Raw genomic sequence first — 24,113 nt, 5'->3', positions numbered from 1 at the left:
TCGGGTTCGCTCGTGACGCTCCTGCGGCTGCGCCGGGAGCGCACCGTGGCGGTAACCGCCGCTTCCGCCGCGGCGCCGGTCGCGGTGTCGGTGGTCTCGGACTGATCGGCGGTCTTGCGCCGCGCCGCCGCTCTTGCTCTCGCACGTCGGCGGGCCCGGGATCGGCTGCTGCCCTGCGGGATTCCGCTCGGCGGTGGCCGGAGATCCGTTTCGGCCGGTTCGACCGGCTCCATACCGAGCTTGGTCATGATCATCCGCACCACGCGGCCGGGACTGCGGCCGTCGGTACGAACCCGGACGGTCGCCACTTCCCGGTACAGCGGCCGACGGGTACGCATCAGTTCCCGGTACTTCGCGCCGGGGTCGGCGCCGTTGAGCAGCGGCCGCTGCGTGCTCGCGCCGGTGCGCCGAAGACCCTCCGCGATACTGATCTCCAGGTAGACGACGGTGCGGCCGCGCAGGAGTGCCCTGGTGTGCTCGGACAGCACGGCACCGCCGCCGAGCGAGACCACACCGCGTTCGGCGAGGACGGCGCGGCGCACCACCCGCTCCTCGATCTTGCGGAATTCGGGCTCACCGTCTTCGGCGAATATCTCCGGGATCGTGCGACCGGTCTCCCGCTCGATGCCGGCATCGGTGTCGTACAGCTCGACGCCGAGTTCCCTGGCGAGCTTGCGGCCGATCGTGGATTTCCCCGCCCCCGGCGGTCCGACCAGCACCACGCGCGGGGCGCGCGGATCGGTCTGCACGATCATTGCGACCGACTGTCCGCGGGCACGTGCGGGCGAGTGCTGATGCGCTTGACGTAGCTGGTGATGTTCTCGACGGTCTCGGTGAGCGAGTCGCCGCCGAACTTCTCCAGCGCGGCCTGCGCGACGACCAGCGCCACCATGGATTCGGCGACCACGCCCGCGGCGGGCACGGCGCAGACGTCCGAGCGCTGATGGATGGCGACGGCCTCGTCGCCGGTGGTCATGTCGACGGTGGACAGCGCGCGCGGCACCGTGGAGATCGGCTTCATGGCCGCGCGCACGCGCAGCGCCTCGCCGTTGGTCATGCCGCCTTCCAGTCCGCCGGCGCGGTTGGTGGAACGCAGCACGCCGTCGGGGCCGGGGCGCATCTCGTCGTGCGCCTGGCTGCCGCGGCGGCGCGCGGTCTCGAAACCGTCGCCGACCTCGACGCCCTTGATGGCCTGGATGCCCATCAGCGCGGCGGCGAGCCGCGCGTCCAGCCGGTTCTCGCCGCTGGTGAACGAGCCGAGGCCGACCGGAAGTCCCGCCACGACCACCTCGACAACGCCACCGAGGGTGTCGCCGTCCTTCTTGGCGGCCTCGATCTCCGCGATCATCGCGGCTTCGGCGTCCTTGTCGAAGGCACGCACCGGGCTCTCGTCCACCGCGGCGAGATCGGCGGCGCTCGGCACGAGGCCGGAAGTGTTCTGCGCCGCGCCGATCGACACGACGTGCGAGACGACCTCCGCGCCGAACGCCTGGCGCAGGAAATTGCGCGCGACGGTGCCCGCCGCGACGCGCGCGGCGGTCTCCCTGGCGCTGGCGCGCTCGAGCACGTTACGGGCGTCGTCGAAGTTGTACTTGAGCATGCCGGAGTAGTCGGCGTGCCCGGGCCTGGGCCTGGTCAAGGGTGCGTTGCGGGCCAGGTCGGCGAGTTCGGCCGGATCGACCGGATCGGCGGACATCACCGTGGTCCACTTCGGCCACTCGGAGTTGGCCACCTCGATGGCCACCGGGCCGCCCATGGTGCGCCCGTGCCGCACGCCGCCGATGACGGTGACCTTGTCGGCCTCGAACTTCATCCGGGCGCCGCGACCGTAGCCGAGCCTGCGACGGGCCAGCTGCGCGGAGATCTCGTCGGACGTGACCTCGACGCCTGCCACCATCCCCTCCAGGAGGGCGACGAGAGCGGGACCATGGGATTCTCCGGCAGTTATCCAACGCAGCACATTGTTCATCTTCCCATGTCGACGCCGGTGCTCCGGAACGTGGCCCGCCGTGACGAACCGCACGCCGGGGAGCCCGGGTACCGCGGGCCGAGGCGCTCAGCGGGCTATGACAATGGGGCGGTCCACCGAGCGGAGCAGCGCGTCACCGACCGAGCCGAACAGCAGTCGCCGCAAAGTTCCTCGGCCGCGGTTGCCCACCACCAGCAGCTGTCCGTCGCGGGAGCGTTCGAGCAACCCTCGCTCCGGACGGTCGCGGACGACCTCGCGCCGGATGGTCAGCTCCGGGTACTGCTCCTGCCAGCCGGCCAAGCTGGTCGCGAGCAACGCCTCCTCGGTCCGGCGCAGGGCGGCCCAGTCGGTGCCGATCGCGGCCAGCGGCTCGACCTCACCCCAGGTGTGCACGGCCACCAGTTCGACCCCGCGGAGCGACGCCTCGGTCGCGGCGACCCCGATGGCGGCCTGCTCGGCGGTGGAGCCGTCCACGCCGACGATCACCGGGTTGGTGGTCGCCCGGTCCCACAGCGGCGTCTCGGCGGGCACCACCGCCACGGGGCATTCGGCGTCCCTGGAGACGGCGGTGCTGACCGAGCCGAGGAGGACACGCTGGACGCGGCCGATCCCGCGGGTGCCGACCACGAGCATCGCCGCGCTCCGGGAGCGTTCGATGAGGGCGGTGGCGATGTGCGCCGTGCGGATCTCGGTGCCGATGGTGATGTCGCGCACGGTGTGCGCGGCCGCCACGGCGGCGTCCGCCGCGCGCTCGATCGCCTCGTCCGCCTCGCGCACCCGCAGCAGCGCCGCCGGACGCGGGGGATCGTCGTCGTCGGAGCCGAGCGAGGACTCCACGACGAGCGAGATGTGCAGCGGAGCGTCGTGCAGCGCGGCGGTCTGCGCCGCCCAGCGGACCGCGACGATCGATTGCTCCGAACCGTCGGTTCCCACGACGATCGGTCCCCGCGACGGATGCCTCGGATTCACTGGGCGGCTCCTTCTCGACGCTGCTTCCGCGGTACTGGCGCACTCGAGGGGCGACTTCTCCGAGGCGCCGCATCTCGAGCGCTGACGTGGCGGCGGGTCGGAAAGTCGTTGCCCGCGATTGATGCTACCGATGAATTGCTATTGATTTGCTGGCTTTGTGCGGCGTCCAGCGCGGTCCGGCGGCATTCTGGTGGCGTCGGGCGGAGCGGACTCAGGTCGAGTCGAAGACCGGCGACAGTAGGGCCAGCAATGTCGCCAGGCACATCGCAGGGCCGTGCGGCACGGTGAGCGCGCTGTCGCCCGGGTCGGCGGGGCGGGAGCCGAATGCGCGTCGGCAGACCAGTGCTCCGAGCGCGACGCATGCGGTGAGCGCCGGTGCTCCGAGTGCCGCCCAAACCCACGGACGGGCGCCGCCAAGGGCGGTCGCCCCGCCCAGCATCACCGCGAGCTTGACGTCGCCCGCGCCCAGCGCGGCGGGCGCGGCGAGGTGCACCAGCAGGTACGGCGCCGAAAGCAACAGCGCGCCCAGCAGAGCGGCGGTGAAATGCTTTGTGTGCAGGGCATATCCGAGCACGACCAGCGCTCCGGAGCCGGTCAGCCGGTTCGGGAGGCGTCCTTCACGCAGGTCGAACGTCGTCAGTGCCGCGCACCAGACGGTGAGCGCGGCGCACGCGAGTGGAGTCATGGCTCCACCTTGGCCCGGTTCCGGCGCGGATCATCCGCTCCGGCCCGGAATGTGCACAACCGGTTCGGGTGTGAACAGGCTATGGGTCAGTAGTCCTCCGACTGTCGAGAAATGCTGGGCCGCAATGTTTTCGGGCGAAAATCGATGATTCGACAGCCGCGGGCGGCCATGCCGATCACGCGTTGGCTGTCGGTGTGCGGTGTGTCGGCGGTAGTTTTGAGACATGTGTGCTGATCACCAGGGTCATGTGCCGGATTACGCGGCGCGGCGTGGCGCGCTGCGCAGCCTGCTGGTGGAGAACGGGGTGGACGCCCTGCTGGTCACCGATCTGGTAAATATCAGATATCTGACCGGGTTCACCGGCTCCAACGCGGCGTTGCTGGTGCATTCCTGGGACACGCGCACCGCCGAGGACCGGACCGTGATCGGCACCGACGGCCGGTATCGGACCCAGGTCGCCGAGCAGGTTCCCGATCTGCGGGCCGAGATCGCGCGCGCCGCCGCCCGGCGGATCGTGCAGCTGGCCGGTGAGTGGCAGGTCGGCCGGGTGGGTTTCGAAAGCCATGTGGTCACCGTCGACCAGCATCGCGGTTTCCTCGAACAGCGCACCGGCCTGGAGTTCGTCGCCTCGCCCGGGCTGGTGGAGCAGTTGCGCATGGTCAAGGACGCCTACGAAGTGGATCAGTTGCGGGCGGCCTGCGCGGCGGGCGATGCCGGTCTGGCCGCGCTGCTGGAGCGGGGCGGACTGCGTCCGGGCCGCACCGAGCGTCAGGTGGCCAGGGAACTGGAATGGGCCATGTTCGAACACGGCGCCGAAGCGGTTTCGTTCGAGACCATCGTGGCGACCGGCGTGAACTCGGCTGTCCCCCATCACCGCCCGACCGACGCCGTGCTGGCCGCGGGTGATTTCGTCAAACTGGACTTCGGCGCGGTGGTGGGCGGTTACCACTCCGACATGACCCGCACCTTCGTGCTCGGCGCGCCGACCGACTGGCAGCGCGAGGTGTACGCGCTGGTCGCCGAGGCGCAGCGGGCCGGGCGGGAGGCACTGCGCCCGGGGGTCCCGGTATCCGACGTGGACGCCGCGTCGCGGGCGGTGATCGAGGCGGCAGGGCACGGCAAGTTGTTCGTGCACGGCCTCGGCCACGGGGTCGGTCTGCAGATCCACGAAGCGCCCGGAATCGCGAAAACCGGAACCGGTACACTTCTGACTGGCGTGGCGGTGACCGTCGAACCAGGTGTGTACTTTCCCGGCCGCGGCGGGGTCCGGATCGAGGACACGCTCGTGGTGCGCGAAGGGGGCCCGGAGCTGCTCACCCACACCAGCAAAGACCTGACCGTCGTCGACTGACGCCGGTCTGCCCGAGACCAAGCGGTAGAACGAGGAGATCCGAAGACAGTGGCGGACACCAGCGACTTCAAGAACGGCCTTGTGCTGAAGATCGACGGTCAGCTCCAGCAGATCACCGAATTCCAGCACGTCAAGCCGGGCAAGGGCCCCGCGTTCGTGCGGACCAAGCTGAAGAACGTCGTGTCCGGCAAGGTGGTCGACAAGACCTTCAACGCCGGTGTGAAGGTGGAGACCGCGAACGTCGACCGCCGCGACATGACGTACCTGTACCACGACGGCACCGACTACGTCTTCATGGACGGCGAGACCTTCGACCAGATCTCGATCGCCGAGGAGACCATCGGCGACGGCGCCCGCTTCCTGCTGGAGAACATGACCGTGCAGGTCGCCACGCACGAGGGCGCGCCGCTGTACGTCGAGCTCCCGGTCTCGATCGAACTCGTGGTCCAGCACACCGACATCGGCCTGCAGGGTGACCGCTCCACCGGCGGCACGAAGCCCGCCACCCTGGAGACCGGCGCCGAGGTGCAGGTCCCGCTGTTCATCAACACCGGCGACAAGCTGCGCATCGACTCGCGCGACGGCAGCTACCTCGGCCGGGTCAACGCCTGAGCCGCGGGCCGGCCGATCCCGGAATGATGTGACCGTGGCTGACCAGCCCGTGGACAAGAAGTCCACGTACAAGAAGCTCGGCGCGCGGCACAAGGCCCGCCGCCGTGCGGTCGACCTGCTGTTCGAGGCGGAGGCCAGGGACGTCGACGCCGCCGACCTGCTCGACGAGCGCGCCGAGCTCGCCGCCCGCGACCAGTCGGTCGCGCCGGTGCACGCCTACACCCGGACATTGGTCGAGGGTGTGGCCGACGATCTCGACCGGGTGGACGGAACGATCGAGTCGTACTTGCAGGACTGGACCTTGTCGCGGCTCCCGGCCGTGGATCGCGCGATCCTGCGCATCGCGGTCTGGGAGCTGTTCCACGCGAGCGACGTGCCTCCGGTCGTCGCCGTGGACGAGGCGGTGGAGCTGGCCAAGGAGCTGTCCACCGACGACTCCCCGTCCTTCCTGAACGGCGTGCTGGGGCAGGTCGTCCTGGTGGCGCCGCAGGTGCGCGCCGCCGCTGCCGCGACGAGGGCCCCCCGCCCGGAGTCCGAGGCGTGAACAAGTACCTCGTCCTGGCGATGCGCACACCGCGCTTCGATAACGCCGTGATCGAGCCGCACCGGCAGTTCCTGCAGTCGCTGCAGGAACTGGGGCAATTGCAGGAGAGCGGCCGCTTCACCGACGGCACCGGGGGCGCGTACATCATCTACGCCGAAAGCCTCGACGCCGCAAGGGAAATCGTGTTCACCGATCCGGTGCACACCACCGGGTCCTCGGAACTCACGATCTACGAGTGGGAAGTCACGGCGCCGAGCTGACTTCGACTGCGCGTCGGAGCCTGCGCGGGCTTCCCGGCTCGGTTCGCGTTCCTGCGCGGCGGCGTGAGGCGGGGCAACGCGACGTCCGTGCAACTCCTACCGGAGACCGCGCATGGCTCCCGCTGGTGGGTGTACGGATGCCCAGCGGGAGCACCGGAACTCGGGTTCCGCGCGCGGAGACCGAACCCGGACGTGCGCCTCGATCCGGCCTCGACAGCATCCTCGTACCTCGACCGCACTCGAGGTCAAGCGAGGCGCTGACTGGCGGGTGTCTCGGCGGCTAACTCGTCATCAGCAGCGCTGTGACCGCGCCTGCGGTGGCGACCGTCGCGAGCGCGGCACCGGTCAGGACGAAACGTCGCATGGGCACCCGTACGCCGTGCATGCGGCAGAACTCCAGGCACAGCAGTGTGGCGAGCGAGCCCCACGGCGTGACGATCGGGCCGACATTGGTGCCGATCAGCAACGCGAGGAGTTGATCGCTGTTCTGCGCGGGGATCACCGCCTCGCCCGCGGTGTAGGCGGGCAAATTGTTCGCGACATTGGACAGACCCGCACCCGCCGCGGCGGCTCGGAAAGCGCCGGACGCACCCGAGTCGGTGCCGATCAGAGCATGCATCGAGTCGCCGAGGCCGAATCGGCTCAGGGTGGGCACCACCAGGAACAATCCGACCACGAACACGAGCAGCTGCCACGGGATGAGCGAAAGCCGCAACGCGCCGCGATCGAACACGGCGAACGCCGCCAACGCGATGAGCGCCGCGACCGTCGCCGCGACGCCGATCCGGTCGCCGACGACGGGGATCGCGACGATGAACAACAGACAGGCCCCGGCTGTCGTGTAGAACAACGAGCGCTCCCGGAAGTTCACGGGCCGGATCGGCTCGGGCGGCACGTAGCGGTCGGTTTCCCGGCGTCCGCGCCGCCAATACCACACCCACAGGCACACCGTCGTCGCGGTGATCGAGACCATCTGCGGCGCCAGCATTCTGCTCGCGAATCCGGTCGCGGTCAGTGCCACCCGGTCGGCGGCGAGCAAATTCGTGAGATTGGAGACCGGTAGCAGCAGGCTCGCGGTGTTCGCCAGCCACAGGGTGGTCATGGCCAGCGGCAGTGGCGGGATCCGAGCGGGCGCGGCGAGTGCCAGCATGACCGGGGCGATGAGCACGGCTGTGGTGTCGAGGTTCAGCAGCACCGTGGTCGCGGAGGCGAACAGCACGCAGAGGCCGAACAGCGCCGGGTAATGGCCGCGACCGAGGATCGCGAGGCGATGGGCGATGGCGTCGAAGACCTTCGCCTGCCGGGTGAGCTCGGCCAGCACGATCACGCTTGCGAGAAACAGCAGTAACGGGCCGATGCGGCGCATGTTCGCGGCGGCCTCGTCGCGGGGCAGGAGCCCGGTGAGCACGCACAGCAGGCCGGCCGCCAGCAGGGCGAGCCGGACCCGGTCCAGGACGCTGAGCCGCCGCTCGGAGGTGGTCGCGGGCGGGTTCCGTGTGGAGGAATCGACCAGTTCGGGCACGAGTGCCATCATGGCAGCCCTTCGTTCGCGTTCCTTCCCGGCCGAGACGGGCCACGGCAGTCCTCGCTTACCCATTGAACGTACCGTTATTCGATGGTACGTTATGCGGGTCACACAGGTCGGACGTCGGTTCCGGCACAACCGGTCCCATTTTTCGGGTGGAAAACGTTGTGTCCGACGCAATCTCGGTGTTCGTCCGCCGTCGAGCCAAGGATGTATTGCCCATGAGCCTCGTCATCGGACTGGTATTTCTGTTCATCCTGGTCGGAGGCAGCCTACGGTCGGCCGAAGCCGGCTGTCAGAACACGTTGATGAACCACATGAAGAACATGTGGCTCTGCGCGGTGATTTCGTATGCCGTTGCGCTGACCGGCTTTTCGATCTTCCTGGCGCTCTCGTCGAAGACGCCGTGGCCGACGCTCGACGACGTTCGGAACATGCCGTGGTGGGCGCCGTTCGGCGGCCTGCTGGGCGGCGCGGCGGTGATGGGGATGATCGCGGTCGCCCGGCATGTCGGCGTGGCGACCTTCAGCGCGCTGGTGATCGTCGGCGAGATGGTGGTCGCCGTGATCATGGATCACTTCGGACTCATGGGATTCGAAGAACGATCCGCCAGCGTTCCGCGTCTGGTGGCCTGCGGGCTGATCACGCTCGCGATCTACCTGATGGCCGATGAGCCCGCGGGCGACGAGCCCAGGGTCAGCGTCACCTGACAGCAGTACGCCCACCGCTGCCGGTTTCAGCCATCCCACTTTTCGCACCCTCCCGAGGATTCTCGATGACGGTTCAGGCCGCCGAAAAACCCCGTGCCGCGCTGCCCCGCGTCACGATGGCACTCATCTTCGCGTTCATCCTGGTCGGCGGCGCGCTGCGCTCCGTGGAAGCGGGTTGCCAGAACTCGCTGAAGCTCGCATTGAAGAACGTCTGGCTGTGTGGCGTGATCTCCTACGCCGTCGCATTCACCGGCTTCGCGATCTTCCTCACAGTGGCGCTGCTGGTTTCCAGGAACCGGCCGTGGCCGACGAAGGCCGACATCCGGAGTATGCCCCGCTGGGCGCCCTTCGGTGGCCTGCTCGGCGGGGCCGCGATCCTGGCGATGATCTCCGTGGCCTCCGATGTGGGCGCGGGTACGTTCAACGCCCTCATCATCGCGGGACAGATGTTCGGTGCGCTCACGATCGACCACTTCGGGCTGATGGGATTCCCGCGGCGCACGGTGAGCTCGAAACGCGTCGTCGCCTGCGTCATGATCATCGCCGGGATCTATCTCATGGCGACCTACTGAACATCCGTGCGGACCTGGTCGACAGCGGCGTTCTGAGAGACAGATAGGGTAGCTATCGCAACGTTGCCTCGCTGAGGGAAGTGGGAGACATGGCCGCGAACGAGCTGACCGTGACGGACATCCGTACCGCACAGGAGGCGTGGGCGCTGTTCGACCGACTCCCCGCGGCGCGGGTCGAGGACGTCACGACCGGGCGCTGGCGAGGCGAAGAACTGGACACCGGTCATCCGATGGACGGTGTGCTGGTGGCTTCGGGCTGGTACGGCAAGCAGTTCGACGGCCCCGACAGCGTGCATCCGCTGTTGTTCACCTCGGGCGGCGCGGTGTTCGCCGTCGATCCGCGCCGCGTCCCGGTCGCGTTGGCCGGGCGGGTACCGCTGCCCGGTGTGCGGGCCCTGCGCAAGTTGCTGCCGGTCCTGCGTCCCGCGCTGCGCACGCGCAAGCACACCGCGCGTCTGCGTGAGGTCGAATACCGCGGTGTGACAAGTGCCGCGATGGTCTACGACCACCTGCCGATCATCGATCATTTCCGGCGCGCCGACGAGCACACCCTGCTCGGCGTGATGGATTTGCGTGGTATGGCCGAACCGTATTTCTTCGTGCTGCATCGGGATATCGGCTGAGCCGGTCGGCCGTCGCCGATCCGGGTCCGGCGCCGCGCCCGCCACACTAGGATTTGCGCGAACAGGCGACACCTTGCGGCGATGTGGTGACCGAGGGAGACACAGTCGATGGAGCGCACGACCTGCCTGGTGGTTGGTGGGGGACCGGCCGGAATGATCCTCGGGCTGCTACTCGCCAGGGGCGGGGTCGAGGTCACGGTGCTGGAGAAGCACAAGGACTTCCTCCGTGACTTCCGCGGCGACACCGTGCATCCCACCACCCTCGATCTGCTCGACGAACTGGGTCTCGGCGCGGAGTTCGCGAAACTGCCCGCGCGCAAGGTGGATCGAGTGCAACTGCCGATCTCGGGCGGCCTGCAGACGCTCGCCACGCTGACGCATCTGCCGGGCAGGCACAAGTACATCGCCATGGTGCCGCAGTGGGATCTGCTGGATCTGCTCGCGCGTGCCGCGGCCGACGAACCCACCTTCCGGCTGCGGCTGAACACCGAGGCCACCGACCTGGTTTGGATCGACGGCCGGGTAGGTGGCGTCGCCTACCGGACCGTCGACGGCGCCACCGGCGCGATCGAAGCCGATCTCACGGTGGCCTGCGACGGCCGCGGCTCACTGCTGCGGTCGGCCGCGGGACTGCCGATCCGCACGTGGTCGACACCCATGGACGTCTGGTGGTTCCGCCTGCCGCGCACCGAGATCGATCCCGCGGGCGCGCTGCCGATCGTCAGCGCCCGGCGGGTGGCGGTGCTGCTCGATCGCGGCGACTACTGGCAGTGCGCGACGTTGATCGCCAAGGGCGCCGACGAATCCGCCCGCCGCGGGCCGGTGCGGGACGTCATGCGGAGTCTGGCCGAGGCCGCTCCCTGGCTCTACGACCGGATCGACGCCTTGACCAGCTGGGACGAGGTGAAGTTGCTGGAGGTGAAACTCGATCGGCTGACCAAGTGGTACACCAACGGCCTGTTGTGTCTGGGCGACGCCGCCCATGCCATGTCCCCGGCCGGCGGCGTCGGCATCAACCTGGCCGTGCAGGACGCCGTAGCCGCGGCCAGGATCCTTGCTCCGCCGCTGCTCTCGGGGACGCTCGGCACCAGGGAGTTGGCGAAGGTGCAGCGACGGCGCCGATTCCCGACCGTGGTGACACAGGGAATGCAGCGACTCCTGCACACCGTCGCGGTCGCGCCCGCCCTCGACGGACGAGTCGACATCGCGAGTTCCCCGCGCGCACCGCTGCCGGTCCGCATTCTGCGGCGCATCCCCGTGATTCGCAGCGTGCCGACCTTCTTGATCGCTCGCGGTGTCTTGCCCGAGCACGCCCCGCACTTCGCGCGGCGGTAGCGCTCAGGCCGGCACGTCGGGGGAGGACGTAGGCGCGGTGGCGATCCAACCCGCGACGACCGCCAGACCCGTCGGGCGGTGCACGGCGAGGAAACCGAAGGGCCGGTCGAAGACCACCGAGACGACAGGCGCGTAGTCGTGCCGCAGGACGGCCGCTGCCGCGCGCAACGCGAAGGCCGTCACGGCGGCCGCCTCGAAACCTTCGTGGCCGAACCGGGCGAGCACTTCCTGCGCTCCCTGGCCGACGCACAGTGGGTCCGGGGAGATCGCCGGGAAGTGGCCGTGGGTGCAGTCGGTCGCGGCGGTCAGGCCGAACAAGCCCGGCGCGGTGAGCAGATCGTGGGTGGAGCGGACCTCGAAAGGCGGTAGCTGGACGCGCAGTCGGCCAGTGTTGGGTACCACCGGCTCGGTACGCACGTTCAGGCCCGGTCCCTTCGTGCCGACCGGCAGGTCGGAGCGGATCGGCGCACTGCCGGACAGCGCGGCCAGGCCCGTTTCGAGCACGGCGCCGGGTGCCCCGGTGCCGAGCAGAAGGTGGACGTCGAGGTCTGCGACGCCTTCGACGACCACGCGGGTGACCGGTTCCGATGCGTCCAGGATCGCGGCGTTCGACAGGTCGCGGCTCGTGCGGGACAACCCGGGTCCGCGATGTCCCCGCCACGGGCCGTCCTCGGGTGCCAGCGTCCCGACATCGAAGGGCGCCTGCCACTTCGTCTTCGCGACCAGCGCGGTGGCGAGTACCAGCAGCGTCTCGGGATCGACCGTGAGGGGAAAGCGTTCGATGAGCCCATCGGTGTGCCGGGCCGCCCAGCTGTCGAGCTCGGACTGCCCGGCCAGCCGCGCGAGCACGCTCTCGGGAAGCGACTGCGACCACGGCTCGTGCAACGGAAGGTCGCGGCGCACCCACACTCCGAGTGCGGCCGACACCGCCTCCGCGCGCTCGAGGTCGTCCAGCAGCCGGAGCGCCGCGGCTTGCCCGTCCGCCGCGGGCAAGCCGGTCGCGGTCGTCAGTTCGTCCCGAGCCGGACCGTCCGCCGCGGAAGCGAGCAGGGCGAGCAGTGGCCATACCCCGGCGCCGGACACCACGAAGTCTCGTTCGCCCGCCGCCGCGCACCACCGTGCGGTGAGCGCGTTGGCGGCGCCGACATGGGATTCCACAGAAGTCCGCACCAGCCCACCCTAGCTACGCCGGGGGCCGCGCGGCGTTATCCGGACACGGCGGAGCCCGGGCGCAGCACGATCTTGCCCAGTACCGTCCTTTCCTCCAACAGGCGATGCGCGCGGCTCGCCTGGTCCAGCGGCAGCACGGCCTCGACCAGCGGGTCGAGGCCGCCCGCCGCCGCGCGGGCCAGAACGGCGGTGCGCGCTTGAGCTACTCGGTTCAGCCAGTCCGGTCCTGCGCAACCGACGAAGGTGAGCCCGCGCATGAGCAGGTCGCTCGCCGACACCTGCGCGGGTGCTCCGGACAACCATCCGTAGCCCAGCATCCGGCCGCGCAGGGGTGTCAGGAGATCGAGCAGGCCGACGGCACTCGCGCCGCCGATCGAATCGAACACCACGTCCACCGTCGCGCCGTCGAGTGTTTCGCGCAGCCGGGTGGTCCAGTCCGGATCGTTGTGGTCGATCACCTCGTCGGCTCCCAGTTTGCGCGCGTGGGCGACCTTGTCGGGACCACCTGCGGTCCCGATGACGCGAGCCGCCCCGAATTCTCTCGCCAATTGGGTCAGCGCGCTGCCGATGCCCGTGGCGGCGGCTTCGATCAGGACGGTTTCGATGCCGGTGAGCGCGGCGGTCTCCAGCAGTGGAATCGCCACCGATCCGTTCATCAGCACCGCCGCGGCGTCCACGAAGGACAGGCCGTCCGGAATGGAAACCACGGAATCCGCGTTGGCGGCGACGAATTCGGCGTAAGCGCCGGAACCCTGGGTCGACACGACGACCCGGCGTCCGATCAGCGCCGGATCGACCTGCGCGCCGACCTCGGTGACGACCCCTGCGGCTTGGAAACCGAAAACCAGCGGCAGTGGCGCGCCGAGCGGGAACTCGCCGGAGCGCAGCTTGGTCTCGGGGAACAGCACCGGGATCGCCTCGGCGCGGATCACCACCTCGTCCGCGTCTGCCCGTGGCGCCGGGACGTCCGCGGTGACCAGCACGTCCGGGCTGCCCGGCGCCGTCATTACGATTGCCTGCATATGAACTCCATAAGTTGACTGACGGTCCAATTGACTCACCGATGATATGGACCGTCGGTCAACTTGTCTAGAAAGTGGGTGCGATGGGCGACGGACGGCCGAAGGAACGGGCCGACGCGGCGCGCAACCGGCGGGCGATAGTGGACGCCACCTTCGCCCTGTTGGCCGAGCACGGCGCCGAAGCGATCACCATGGACCGCGTCGCGGCCGCCGCCGGAGTGGGCAAGGGCACGATCTTCCATCGCTTCGGCAGCCGGGCGGGACTGTTGCACGAGATGGTCGCGCAAAGCGCGGTCGCGCTCATGGACGCGGTCACCAGCGGCCCGCCACCCCTCGGCCCCGGTGCGCCCGCCGATGCCCGGCTGGTCGCCTACTTCGACGCCATGGCGCGGTTGGTGATCAACAATTCCGAGCTGATGGTCGCCTATCGCACCGAGCCGCCACATCCGCGAACCGCCGAATTCCACGCGTTCTGGGACCACCACATCACCACGTTGCTGCGCGAGGCGCGTCCGGACCTGGACGCCGAAGTGGTCGGGCGGCTACTGCTCGGCGCGCTGAGCGCCGAACTGGTGCCTGCCATGGTCCGCGCGGGCGAGACGGAACGGTTGCTGGCCGCAGTCCGCGAGCTGGTCGAATCGGTGCTACGCGCGCCCTGACGCTCGTGCGGCATCGCGACCGGCGCGTCGGTCCGTCTACGGCTCGACCGTTTGTGTGCGGCACGCGGTTTCGATCCGCTCACACCTCGCGCGGCGATCAGTCCCGCGACAGAATGGCCTCGAACCGTTCGTCGGCTCGGTCGAGCTGATCGAGGATGTGCTGCCGGACGTGCTCGGCCAGCGGCGTGTCCGGCCGGGTGACCAGATCGCGGTACACGTCGGTGAGCGGGCGGTACTTGGCGGCGAGTCTCGCCATCGCGGGGCCGGTGGCGTAGAGGATGCCCACACCGTTGTCGGTGAAGTCGGAGAGCTTGATGACGCGGGCCCACGGGTCCCGGTCCAGATTCGTCGCGACATGCTCGCGGTACTGCGCCTGCCGGTCCCGGGCCGGATCCGGCTCGGGATTGGTCACCGCGGCCACGAGATCGGCCACTCGCGCACCGAACCGATCGGTGAGCGCGCCCAGTGCGGCGTCGACGGTGGGTCCGGGACGATCGGCGGCCAGCTCGGCGGCGTGGTCCTCGACCGCGTCGTGCAACAGCCCCGCCGCGACCACGTCCGGATCACGAACCTCGTAATGGCTGATGATCCGAATCGACACGCGCAGAAGATGACTGAGATAGGGCTCGCGGCCGTACCGATCGTCGCGATGCAGATCGGCCGCGAGATCGAGCGCCGCGGCCAGGCGTTGCGTGTCCGGCAACTCGGCGATTTCCAGCAGTAATCGTTCGCGCAGCCCGGCCTCGCCGTAGACCTCGCTGATCGTGTGCAGCGGCATCACGGCCAAGACCCCCGCCCCTGGATTGCTCATAATGCCAGGCTAACCGGAGCGAGGGACACGTGGCGGACGACGATCACTTCCGACCTCGACGATGGTTCAGCTCGAAACGGTGCGTGGGAGCAGGGTCAGCGGACGCCGCGCGGACGGTACTGGATGCTGATCCGCGGACCGGTGGGCCTGCGCGTCTTGGGCACGGCGTGCTCCCAGGTGCGCTGGCAAGAGCCGCCCATGACCAGCAGGTCGCCATGTCCGACAACGTATTTGATGCTCGGCCCACCGCCGCGCGGCCGGAGTAGCAGCGCCCTTGGCGCCCCGATCGACACGATCGCGACCATGGTGTCGTGGGTGGCGCCGCGGCCGATGGTGTCGCCGTGCCAGGCGACGCTGTCGTGCCCGTCCCGGTAGTAGCACAGGCCCGCGGTGCGGAACGGTTCGCCGAGTTCGCGCCGATAGTGCTCGCTCAGTGCTGTGCGCGCGTCGGCGAGTGCCGGATCCGGCAGCGGTTCGTGCTCCGCGTAGAACCGCAGCAGCCGGGGCACGTCTACCACGCGGTCGTACATCGACCTGCGTTCGGCTTTCCATGGCACGCCGTCGACCAGTCGGTCGAACAGCGCGTCCGCGCCCGAAAGCCAACCGGGCAGCAGATCCACCCAGGCGCCGTGGTCGAGCACCGTACGGCGCGCGTCGCGCAGCGGCCCGAGTTCGGTCTCACCGAACCCGTCGAGCAGCGATCCCTGTAGCGGTGTGGACATGCGGCCGAGCGTACCGCTGATCGAACATATGTGCTAGCGGTTTTCGGTCATATTCGTCGAACTTCCCCCGCGATCGACGGGACTCGCCACCGGCGTGAGGAGATGAGCTGCCGGTCGGCAAGCTGATCGGACGACGGGAGTCGTCATGAGCGGAAGACCGCCGCAAGCCCCCACAGCCGGTGTCGCGATAACTGCGATCGGCGTGGCGGTGATCCGCGCCTGGGAATCGCGGCGGTGCGACCGCCTCTGCGACGACCCGTTGGCGCAGCTGTTCGCCGACGTCGCGCGACGCGGATTCGTCGCCGAGCTGGACGGCGAAGCGCGCTGGGGCCGGCTCGAGGCGCTGGCCGGGAAGTTCTACGAGGGCCGCAGCGCTTCCGTGCGACTGGTGGACGTACGACGTCCGGGCGGCCGTCTTGGTGGCGCCGCTGGAGCATCCCGCACTCCTTGGCAGCCGCGATCTCGGTGTGTTTCTCGCCGTCCGCCGACAGCGGCCGCGGCTACGCGCTCAGTGGCCCCGCTCACAGCGCGATATGCCTGGTGAAACCGGGGGTCGGGGCGCTGCTACGCTGCTTGCCGTAAGACATCCTTTAACGGACCGTCCGGTGAGGCGGGGAAGGAGGTCGGCATGGCCGTGCCCGAAGAACGGGCCGCCAAGTCCGGCGCTGCCGAGACATCGCAGCGACATACCCCGGAATGGGTGGCGGCGGGACGAGAGCTGTTGTCGGCTTCGGATGTCGGGCGGACCGTCGCGCGCATCGCGCACCAGATCATCGAGAAGACCGCGCTGGACGCGGGTGAGCCGGGCGCGCCACGCGTGGTGCTGATCGGCATCCCCACCCGGGGCACCACCCTGGCCGCGCGGCTCACCGGCAAGATCGAGGAATTCTCCGGCGTCCGCCCGGCTCTGGGCTCGCTCGACATCACCCTCTACCGGGACGATCTGCGCAGCCGCCCGCACCGGCCGCTGGAGCGCACCTCCGTTCCGGAAGGCGGTATCGAGGACGCGCTCGTGGTGCTGGTCGACGACGTCCTGTTCTCCGGCCGCACCGTCCGCTCCGCGCTCGACGGTCTGCGCGACCTCGGCCGCCCGCGCGCGGTGCAGCTGGCGGTGCTCATCGACCGCGGTCACCGGGAACTGCCGATCCGTGCCGATTACGTCGGCAAGAACGTGCCGACCAACCGCTCCGAGGACATCTCGGTGCTGCTGACCGAACACGACGGCCGGGACGGCGTCTACCTGCACCAGGAGGAGGCGTGATGAAGCTGCCACACGCCGGCTCGCGACAGGAGGCAGGCGCGTGAGGCATCTGCTTTCGGTCGCCGCGCTCGATCGCGCCGCCGCGAACGAGCTGCTCGACGAGGCCGAGCGGTTCGAACAGGCGCTGCTCGGCCGCGAGGTGCACAAACTGCCCACGCTGCGCGGGCGCACCGTGATGACGGTCTTCTACGAGAACTCGACCCGGACCCGGGTCTCGTTCGAGGTCGCGGGCAAGTGGATGAGCGCGGACGTGATCAACGTGAGCGCGAGCAGCTCCTCGGTCGCCAAGGGCGAGTCGCTGCGCGACACCGCGCTCACCCTGCACGCCGCGGGAGCCGACGCGCTGATCGTGCGGCATCCGGCCTCCGGCGCCGCGCACCAGATCGCGCGCTGGATGGACGAGTGGGCGGTCTCCACGGGGCGCGGCTCCGGCCCGGCGGTCGTCAACGCGGGCGACGGAACGCACGAGCACCCGACCCAGGCGTTGCTGGACGCGCTGACCCTCCGGCAGCGGCTCGGCGACATCGAGGGCAAGCGGGTGGTCATCGTCGGTGACATCCTGCACAGCCGGGTCGCGCGATCGAACGTCTTCCTGCTGGCCACACTCGGCGCGGAGGTCGTGCTGGTCGCTCCGCGCACGCTGCTTCCGGTCGGCGTGGAGAGCTGGCCCGCCCGCGTCTCACACCACTTGGACGCCGAGCTGATCGGCGCCGACGCCGTGCTGATGTTGCGGGTGCAGGCCGAGCGGATGAACGGCGGGTTCTTCCCGTCGGCCCGCGAGTACTCGATCACCTACGGACTCTCCGAACGCAGGCTGGCCCTGCTGGAAGACCACGCGGTCGTGCTGCACCCCGGCCCGATGCTGCGCGGCATGGAAATCGCGTCCTCCGTTGCGGACTCGCCGAAAGCCGCTGTGCTGCAACAGGTCACCAACGGGGTGCACGTGCGGATGGCGGTGCTGTTCCGCCTGCTCGTCGGAACCCAGGAGGCAGTGGCATGAGTGGAAGGAACGACGCCATCGTTCTGATCAAGGGCGCGCTGCTGTACGGCGAAGGCGAGCCGGTCGACGTGCTCGTCGCCGACGGGGAGATCCGTCAGATCGGCACCGATCTGGGCGTGGTCGACGCCGAAATCATCGACGCGCAGGGCCAGATCCTGCTGCCCGGCTTCGTCGACCTGCACACCCACCTGCGTGAGCCGGGCCGCGAGGACACCGAGACCATCGAGACGGGTTCCGCCGCCGCCGCGCTCGGCGGCTACACCGCGGTGTTCGCGATGGCCAACACCAACCCGGTCGCCGACTCGGTGGTCGTCACCGACCATGTGTGGCGGCGGGGCCGGGAGGTCGGCCTGGTCGACGTCTATCCGGTCGGCGCAGTCACCGTGGGCCTGGAGGGCAAGCAGCTCGCCGAGATGGGGACCATGGCCGCGGGCGTCGGGGCGGTGCGCATGTTCTCCGACGACGGTCACTGCGTCTACGACCCACTGATCATGCGCAGGGCCCTGGAGTACGCGAACTCGCTCGGGGTGCTGATCGCGCAGCACGCGGAGGAGCCAAGGCTGACCAAGGGCGCCGTCGCGCACGAGGGGCCGACCGCGGCCCGGCTGGGGCTGGCCGGCTGGCCGCGCGCGGCCGAGGAGTCGATCGTGGCGCGCGACGCCTTGCTGGCGCGCGACGCGGGCGCCCGCGTGCACATCTGCCACGCCTCCACCGAGGGCACCGTGGAACTGGTGAGATGGGCCAAGTCCCAGGGTATTTCGATCACCGCCGAAGTGACCCCGCACCACCTGCTGCTGGACGACTCCCGGTTGGAGACCTACGACGCCGTCAACAAGGTCAACCCGCCGCTGCGCGAGTCGTCCGACGCCGCCGCGCTGCGGCAGGCGCTGGCCGAGGGCATCATCGATTGCGTCGCCACCGACCACGCGCCGCACGCCGAGCAGGACAAGTGCTGCGAGTTCGCCGCGGCGCGGCCCGGCATGCTCGGCTTGGAGACGGCGCTGTCGATCATCGTGCGGACCATGGTCGAGCCCGGGCTGCTGGACTGGCGCGGCGTCGCCCGCGTGATGAGCGAGCGACCGGCCGCGATCGTGGGCTTGGACGAGCACGGCAGACCGCTCGAGGTCGGCGAGCCGGCCAACTTGACGCTGGTCGACCCGGAGGCGAGCTGGACGGTGCGTGGAAAGGACCTGGCCAGCATCTCGAACAACACGCCGTTCGAGGCGATGACCTTCCCGGCCCGGGTGACGGCGACGTTGCTGCGCGGCCGGGTCACCGCCAGGGACGGCAAGGCGCTGGTCGACCGGGCGGAGGCGTAGATGAGCAACCGAGGCGCAGCCGTTCGAGGAGGTTCGTAGTGGAGAGAACACTCTGGGTGGTCGGGCTGCTGATCCTGTTCGCGGCCTGCCTGTGGCTGATGTACCGGGGCTGGCGCAACCGCGCGGCGCGCCAAGCCGAGCGCGTCGGCACGCTGCCCACCGTGCCTGCGGAACTGGGTGCGCAGGTATTGGAGCCGACCACCGGCCTGTACTTGGGCAGCACCATCGCGCCGAGCTGGCAGGACCGGATCACCGTCGGCGATCTGGGTTTCCGGGCCACCGCGGAACTCACGCGGTTCGAAAAGGGGATTCTGCTCGAACGCGACGGCGCGACGGTGATCTGGATTCCGGACGAATCCATCACCGCGGTGCGCACCGAACGCGGGCACGCGGGCAAAGTGATGACGGAAGATGGTGTGCTGGTCATTCGCTGGAAGCTGCCGACGGGAACCGAGATCGATACGGGTTTCCGCGGCGACGACAAGTCGGTCTACCCGGCTTGGCGCAGGCTTCCCGCGGCGGATCAGAGCGGGACGATGACGGGAGATGACGAGGGATGACAGGAGAAGCAGCACTCGTGCTGGAGGACGGCCGGGTGTTCCGCGGCCAGGCCTACGGCGCCGTGGGCCAGACGCTCGGTGAGGCGGTGTTCTGCACCGCGATGACCGGGTACCAGGAGACCCTCACCGACCCGTCCTACCACCGCCAGATCGTGGTGGCCGCCGCGCCGCAGATCGGCAACACCGGCTGGAACGACGAGGACGACGAGTCCACGAAGATCTGGGTCGCCGGGTACGCGGTGCGCGACCCGGCGCGGCGCGCCTCCAACTGGCGCGCCACCAGGACGCTGCCGGACGAGCTGGAACGTCAGCGGATCGTCGGCATCGCGGGCATCGACACCCGCGCGCTGGTACGTCATCTGCGCACCCGCGGTTCGATGAAGGCGGGCATCTTCTCCGGCGACGCGCTCGCCGCCGCGGACGAGCTGGTGGACCGAGTGAACGGTCAGCCGTCCATGCTGGGCGCCGACCTCGCCGGCGAGGTGACCACCGACGCGCTCTACACGATCGAGCCGGAGGGCGACCATCGCCGCACGGTCGTCGCGGTCGATCTCGGGATCAAGACCAATACCCCGCGCATGTTCGCGCAGCGCGGCATGCGGGTGCACGTGGTGTCCTCGAACACCACGTTGGACCAGATCCTCGAACTGAAGCCCGACGGGGTCTTCCTGTCCAACGGTCCAGGCGACCCGGCCACCGCCGACGCGGCGGTCGAGTTGACCCGCGGCGTGCTGGGCGAGGGCCTGCCGCTGTTCGGTATCTGCTTCGGCAACCAGATCCTCGGCCGCGCGCTCGGCCGGGGCACCTACAAGATGAAGTTCGGCCACCGCGGCATCAACATCCCGGTGGTGGAGCACGAGACCGGCCGGATCTCGATCACCGCGCAGAACCACGGTTTCGCGCTGGAAGGCGAGCGGGGCGAGCGGTTCGACACCCCCTTCGGCACGGCCGAGGTGAGTCACGTCTGCGCCAACGACGGCACGGTCGAGGGCGTCCGGCTGGTCGACGGTCGCGCCTTCTCCGTGCAGTACCACCCGGAAGCCGCCGCCGGACCCCACGACGCCGCGTACCTGTTCGACCGTTTCGCCGGTCTCATGGAAGGAGCCTGATGCCTCGCCGCGAGGATCTCGAGCACATCCTGGTGATCGGTTCTGGCCCGATCGTCATCGGCCAGGCGTGCGAATTCGACTACTCCGGCACGCAGGCGTGCCGGGTGCTGCGGGCCGAGGGCCTGCGGGTGTCGCTGGTCAACTCGAACCCGGCGACGATCATGACCGATCCGGAGTTCGCCGACTCCACCTACGTGGAGCCGATCACGCCGGAGTTCGTGGAGAAGGTGATCGAGAAGGAGCGTCCGGACGCCATCCTGGCCACCCTCGGTGGCCAGACCGCGCTGAACACCGCGGTCGCGCTGCACGAGCGCGGAGTGCTGGCGAAGTACGGCGTGGAACTCATCGGCGCCGACTTCGACGCCATCCAGCGCGGTGAGGACCGGCAGAAGTTCAAGGACATCGTGGCCAAGGTGGGCGGCGAGAGCGCCCGCTCCCGGGTCTGCTTCACCATGGACGAGGTCCGCGATACGGTCGCCGAACTCGGCTACCCCGTGGTGGTGCGCCCGTCGTTCACCATGGGCGGCCTCGGTTCCGGCATGGCCTACAACGAGGAAGACCTCGATCGCATCGCCGGCGGCGGTCTGGCCGCCTCGCCCACAGCGAACGTCCTGATCGAGGAGTCCATCCTCGGCTGGAAGGAATACGAACTCGAGCTGATGCGGGACGGCCGCGACAACGTCGTGGTGGTCTGCTCGATCGAGAACGTCGACCCGATGGGCGTGCACACCGGCGACTCGATGACCGTCGCCCCGGCGATGACGCTCACCGACCGCGAGTACCAGAAGTTGCGTGATCTCGGCATCGCCATCCTGCGCGAGGTCGGCGTCGACACCGGCGGCTGCAACATCCAGTTCGCGGTGGACCCGCGCGACGGCCGCCTGATCGTCATCGAGATGAATCCGCGCGTGTCGCGTTCGTCCGCGCTGGCGTCGAAGGCGACCGGCTTCCCGATCGCGAAGATCGCCGCCAAGCTGGCCATCGGCTACACGCTCGACGAGATCGTCAACGACATCACCAAGGAAACCCCGGCCTGCTTCGAGCCGACCCTCGACTACGTGGTCGTCAAGGCCCCGCGGTTCGCGTTCGAGAAGTTCCCCGGCGCCGACGGCACGCTGACCACCACCATGAAGTCCGTCGGCGAGGCCATGTCCCTCGGCCGCAACTTCTCCGAGGCGCTCGGCAAGGTGCTGCGTTCGCTGGAGACCAAGGCCGCGGGCTTCTGGACCCAGGACGACGGCGCGTGGACCGACGTCGAAGCGATCCTCGAAGACCTGCGCACGCCCACCGAAGGGCGCATCTACCAGGTGGAGCGGGCGCTGCGGCTGGGCGCGAGCATCGAGGACGTCGCCGCCGCCTCCGGCATCGATCCGTGGTTCGTCGCGGAGGTGGCCGGTCTGGTCGAGTTGCGCCAGGAGATCCTCGACGCGCCCGTGCTGGACGAACCGCTGTTGCGGCGGGCCAAGCACTACGGCCTGTCCGATCGTCAGCTGGCCGCGCTGCGACCCGAACTGGCAGGGGAGAGCGGTGTGCGCGCCCTGCGCCACCGGCTCGGGGTCCGCCCGGTCTTCAAGACGGTCGACACCTGCGCCGCCGAGTTCGAGGCCAAGACCCCGTACCACTACTCGGCCTACGAACTCGATCCCGCGGCCGAGTCCGAGGTGGCGCCGCAGCCCGACCGCGAGAAGGTGATCATTCTCGGGTCCGGGCCCAACCGCATCGGCCAGGGCATCGAGTTCGACTACTCGTGTGTGCACGCGGCGCAGACGCTGTCGAAGGCCGGATACGAGACGGTGATGGTCAACTGCAACCCGGAGACCGTCTCCACCGACTACGACACCGCCGATCGCCTCTACTTCGAGCCGCTGACTTTCGAAGACGTGCTCGAGGTCTACCACTCCGAGTGCGAGTCCGGCACCGTCGCCGGTGTCATCGTGCAGCTGGGCGGGCAGACCCCGCTCGGCCTCGCGCAGCGGCTCACCGCGGCGGGCGTGCCGGTGGTCGGTACCAGCGCGGCCGCGATCGACCTGGCCGAGGACCGAGGCGAATTCGGTGACGTGCTGGTCGCGGCCGGTCTGCCCGCGCCGAAGTACGGCACCGCGACCACCTTCGCGCAGGCGCGCAAGATCGCCACCGACATCGGCTACCCGGTGCTGGTGCGCCCCTCCTACGTGCTGGGCGGCCGGGGTATGGAGATCGTCTACGACGAGAATTCCTTGGAGGGCTACATCTCCCGGGCGACCGAGCTGAGCCCGGAGCACCCGGTGCTGGTCGACCGGTTCTTGGAGGATGCGATCGAGATCGACGTCGACGCGCTGTGCGACGGCGAGGAGGTCTACCTCGGCGGCGTGATGGAGCACATCGAGGAGGCGGGCATCCACTCCGGTGACTCCGCCTGCGCGCTGCCCCCGATCACCTTGGGCCGCAGCGATATCGAGTCGGTGCGCCGCTCGACCGTCGCGCTCGCCAAGGGCATCGGCGTCCGCGGCCTGCTCAATGTGCAGTACGCGCTCAAGGACGACGTGCTCTACGTTTTGGAGGCCAATCCGCGCGCGAGCCGGACGGTTCCGTTCGTGTCGAAGGCCACCGCGGTGCCGCTGGCCAAGGCCGCCGCGCGGATCATGCTGGGCGCCACCATCGCCGAACTCCGCAAGGAGGGCATGCTGCCGAGCGAGGGCGACGGCGGGCACGTCGCGCTGGACGCTCCGGTCGCGGTCAAGGAGGCCGTGCTGCCGTTCCACCGCTTCCGGCGCGCCGACGGCAGCGGCGTGGATTCGCTGCTCTCGCCGGAGATGAAGTCGACCGGCGAGGTGATGGGCATCGACGCCGATTTCGGCACCGCCTTCGCCAAGAGTCAGACCGCCGCCTACGGCTCGCTGCCCACCGAGGGCACCGTGTTCGTCTCGATCGCCAACCGGGACAAGCGCGCGATGGTCTTCCCGGTGAAGCGCCTGCACGACCTCGGCTTCCGCATCCTCGCCACCGAGGGCACGGCGGAAATGCTGCGCCGCAACGGGATTCCGTGCGAGCAGGTGCGCAAACACTCCGAGGTGGGGCCGGACGACGAGCCGACGATCGTGGAGCAGATCCGCGACGGCGAGGTCGACATGGTGTTCAACACGCCTTACGGCAACTCCGGCCCTCGCGTGGACGGCTATGAGATCCGCAGCGCGGCGGTCGGGGTGAACATCCCGTGCATCACCACCGTGCAGGGTGCGGCGGCCGCGGTGCAGGGCATCGAGGCCAGCATCAACGGTGGCATCGGCGTGCGGTCGCTGCAGGAACTGCACTCGGTGCTGCGTGGGTGAGCCGCGACCGGACGGAA

The 24,113-nt window shown here is 69.4% G+C and carries 23 protein-coding genes and 1 pseudogene; 15 read left to right on the top strand and 9 right to left on the bottom strand.

Features of this window, described 5'->3' with window-relative positions:
• Window positions 1-236 precede the first annotated feature (236 nt).
• The 4 genes and pseudogenes from ACWESM_RS00320 to ACWESM_RS00305 all read right to left on the bottom strand — a co-directional run.
• Window positions 237-755, bottom strand: a pseudogene (locus ACWESM_RS00320) (shikimate kinase); the annotation flags it as partial.
• Window positions 752-1,960 carry a chorismate synthase gene (gene aroC, locus ACWESM_RS00315; RefSeq protein ID WP_355071043.1) on the bottom strand — a complete coding sequence of 403 codons (1,209 nt, stop codon included), beginning with the start codon at window positions 1,958-1,960 and terminating at the stop codon, window positions 752-754. The pseudogene ACWESM_RS00320 and the gene aroC, both read right to left, overlap by 4 nt.
• Window positions 1,961-2,056: 96 nt before the next feature.
• Window positions 2,057-2,938 (bottom strand): universal stress protein, encoded by an 882-nt coding sequence (locus ACWESM_RS00310; RefSeq protein ID WP_364425842.1) that lies wholly within the window; start codon window positions 2,936-2,938, stop codon window positions 2,057-2,059.
• 211 nt (window positions 2,939-3,149) lie between these two features.
• A complete protein-coding gene (locus tag ACWESM_RS00305; protein WP_364425840.1) occupies window positions 3,150-3,623 on the bottom strand; it encodes a prepilin peptidase in 474 nt (157 codons plus the stop codon).
• Between the two features lie 223 nt (window positions 3,624-3,846).
• On the opposite strand from ACWESM_RS00305, the gene ACWESM_RS00300 reads away from it, so the two are divergent.
• The 4 genes from ACWESM_RS00300 to ACWESM_RS00285 are packed head-to-tail and all read left to right on the top strand — an operon-like array spanning window position 3,847 to window position 6,390.
• On the top strand, window positions 3,847-4,974 hold the full coding sequence (locus tag ACWESM_RS00300; protein ID WP_364425838.1) for a M24 family metallopeptidase: 1,128 nt from the start codon (window positions 3,847-3,849) through the stop codon (window positions 4,972-4,974).
• Between the two features lie 48 nt (window positions 4,975-5,022).
• On the top strand, window positions 5,023-5,586 hold the full coding sequence (efp, locus tag ACWESM_RS00295) for an elongation factor P (RefSeq protein ID WP_355070592.1): 564 nt from the start codon (window positions 5,023-5,025) through the stop codon (window positions 5,584-5,586).
• A gap of 34 nt (window positions 5,587-5,620) precedes the next feature.
• On the top strand, window positions 5,621-6,130 hold the full coding sequence (gene nusB / locus ACWESM_RS00290; protein ID WP_364425835.1) for a transcription antitermination factor NusB: 510 nt from the start codon (window positions 5,621-5,623) through the stop codon (window positions 6,128-6,130).
• Window positions 6,127-6,390 (top strand): YciI family protein, encoded by a 264-nt coding sequence (locus tag ACWESM_RS00285; protein WP_364425833.1) that lies wholly within the window; start codon window positions 6,127-6,129, stop codon window positions 6,388-6,390. The genes nusB and ACWESM_RS00285 overlap by 4 nt, the downstream gene beginning before the upstream one ends.
• Window positions 6,391-6,670: 280 nt before the next feature.
• Here the strand turns inward: ACWESM_RS00285 and ACWESM_RS00280 are convergent, their stop codons facing one another.
• The gene (locus ACWESM_RS00280) at window positions 6,671-7,924 is read right to left on the bottom strand and encodes an SLC13 family permease (RefSeq protein ID WP_452490525.1); all 1,254 of its coding nucleotides are present in this window, start codon (window positions 7,922-7,924) and stop codon (window positions 6,671-6,673) included.
• A gap of 62 nt (window positions 7,925-7,986) precedes the next feature.
• Here ACWESM_RS00280 and ACWESM_RS00275 point away from each other — a divergent pair, with 62 nt between their 5' ends.
• From ACWESM_RS00275 to ACWESM_RS00260, 4 genes are all read left to right on the top strand, one after another.
• Window positions 7,987-8,625, top strand: a complete 639-nt coding sequence (locus ACWESM_RS00275) for a DMT family transporter (protein WP_356961699.1) — start codon at window positions 7,987-7,989, stop codon at window positions 8,623-8,625.
• A 65-nt stretch (window positions 8,626-8,690) separates the two neighbouring features.
• Window positions 8,691-9,197, top strand: coding sequence for a DMT family transporter (locus tag ACWESM_RS00270; protein ID WP_452490523.1), 507 nt, complete (start codon window positions 8,691-8,693; stop codon window positions 9,195-9,197).
• Window positions 9,198-9,286: 89 nt separating this feature from the next.
• Complete coding sequence (locus ACWESM_RS00265) at window positions 9,287-9,820, top strand: DUF4334 domain-containing protein (protein ID WP_355070604.1); 534 nt, start codon at window positions 9,287-9,289, stop codon at window positions 9,818-9,820.
• Between the two features lie 108 nt (window positions 9,821-9,928).
• Window positions 9,929-11,155, top strand: a complete 1,227-nt coding sequence (locus ACWESM_RS00260) for an FAD-dependent oxidoreductase (RefSeq protein ID WP_452490522.1) — start codon at window positions 9,929-9,931, stop codon at window positions 11,153-11,155.
• Window positions 11,156-11,158: 3 nt separating this feature from the next.
• Here ACWESM_RS00260 and ACWESM_RS00255 read toward each other — a convergent pair whose 3' ends face one another.
• Both ACWESM_RS00255 and ACWESM_RS00250 read right to left on the bottom strand, forming a co-directional pair.
• The gene (locus ACWESM_RS00255; RefSeq protein WP_452490521.1) at window positions 11,159-12,325 is read right to left on the bottom strand and encodes a serpin family protein; all 1,167 of its coding nucleotides are present in this window, start codon (window positions 12,323-12,325) and stop codon (window positions 11,159-11,161) included.
• A 35-nt stretch (window positions 12,326-12,360) separates the two neighbouring features.
• A complete protein-coding gene (locus ACWESM_RS00250) occupies window positions 12,361-13,347 on the bottom strand; it encodes a quinone oxidoreductase family protein (RefSeq protein WP_364425825.1) in 987 nt (328 codons plus the stop codon).
• Between the two features lie 83 nt (window positions 13,348-13,430).
• On the opposite strand from ACWESM_RS00250, the gene ACWESM_RS00245 reads away from it, so the two are divergent.
• Window positions 13,431-14,006 (top strand): TetR/AcrR family transcriptional regulator, encoded by a 576-nt coding sequence (locus tag ACWESM_RS00245; RefSeq protein WP_356961709.1) that lies wholly within the window; start codon window positions 13,431-13,433, stop codon window positions 14,004-14,006.
• A 97-nt stretch (window positions 14,007-14,103) separates the two neighbouring features.
• Here ACWESM_RS00245 and ACWESM_RS00240 read toward each other — a convergent pair whose 3' ends face one another.
• Together ACWESM_RS00240 and ACWESM_RS00235 are read right to left on the bottom strand one after the other, a co-directional pair.
• Window positions 14,104-14,817, bottom strand: a complete 714-nt coding sequence (locus ACWESM_RS00240) for an HD domain-containing protein (RefSeq protein ID WP_355070613.1) — start codon at window positions 14,815-14,817, stop codon at window positions 14,104-14,106.
• 95 nt (window positions 14,818-14,912) lie between these two features.
• Window positions 14,913-15,539 (bottom strand): alpha-ketoglutarate-dependent dioxygenase AlkB, encoded by a 627-nt coding sequence (locus ACWESM_RS00235; protein ID WP_452490518.1) that lies wholly within the window; start codon window positions 15,537-15,539, stop codon window positions 14,913-14,915.
• Between the two features lie 628 nt (window positions 15,540-16,167).
• Here ACWESM_RS00235 and pyrR point away from each other — a divergent pair.
• Genes pyrR through carB form a run of 6 tightly spaced genes read left to right on the top strand, consistent with a single transcriptional unit; the run spans window position 16,168 to window position 24,096 of the window.
• On the top strand, window positions 16,168-16,800 hold the full coding sequence (gene pyrR / locus ACWESM_RS00230; protein ID WP_379250969.1) for a bifunctional pyr operon transcriptional regulator/uracil phosphoribosyltransferase PyrR: 633 nt from the start codon (window positions 16,168-16,170) through the stop codon (window positions 16,798-16,800).
• Window positions 16,801-16,840: 40 nt separating this feature from the next.
• On the top strand, window positions 16,841-17,800 hold the full coding sequence (locus tag ACWESM_RS00225; RefSeq protein WP_355070621.1) for an aspartate carbamoyltransferase catalytic subunit: 960 nt from the start codon (window positions 16,841-16,843) through the stop codon (window positions 17,798-17,800).
• On the top strand, window positions 17,797-19,119 hold the full coding sequence (locus tag ACWESM_RS00220; protein ID WP_356961715.1) for a dihydroorotase: 1,323 nt from the start codon (window positions 17,797-17,799) through the stop codon (window positions 19,117-19,119). The genes ACWESM_RS00225 and ACWESM_RS00220 overlap by 4 nt, the downstream gene beginning before the upstream one ends.
• 38 nt (window positions 19,120-19,157) lie before the next feature.
• A complete protein-coding gene (locus ACWESM_RS00215) occupies window positions 19,158-19,679 on the top strand; it encodes a PH-like domain-containing protein (protein WP_356961716.1) in 522 nt (173 codons plus the stop codon).
• Window positions 19,676-20,788: a glutamine-hydrolyzing carbamoyl-phosphate synthase small subunit gene (gene carA, locus ACWESM_RS00210; protein ID WP_355070627.1), complete on the top strand. Its 1,113-nt coding sequence runs from the start codon at window positions 19,676-19,678 to the stop codon at window positions 20,786-20,788. Before ACWESM_RS00215 ends, carA begins: the two co-directional genes overlap by 4 nt.
• Complete coding sequence (gene carB, locus ACWESM_RS00205; RefSeq protein WP_355070629.1) at window positions 20,788-24,096, top strand: carbamoyl-phosphate synthase large subunit; 3,309 nt, start codon at window positions 20,788-20,790, stop codon at window positions 24,094-24,096. Before carA ends, carB begins: the two co-directional genes overlap by 1 nt.
• The last annotated feature ends 17 nt before the right edge of the window (window positions 24,097-24,113 follow it).

Source organism: Nocardia sp. NPDC003999, assembly GCF_053604885.1.
Note: the sequence above shows the minus strand (reverse complement) of the source record. Positions and strands in the feature narration are given on the sequence as shown.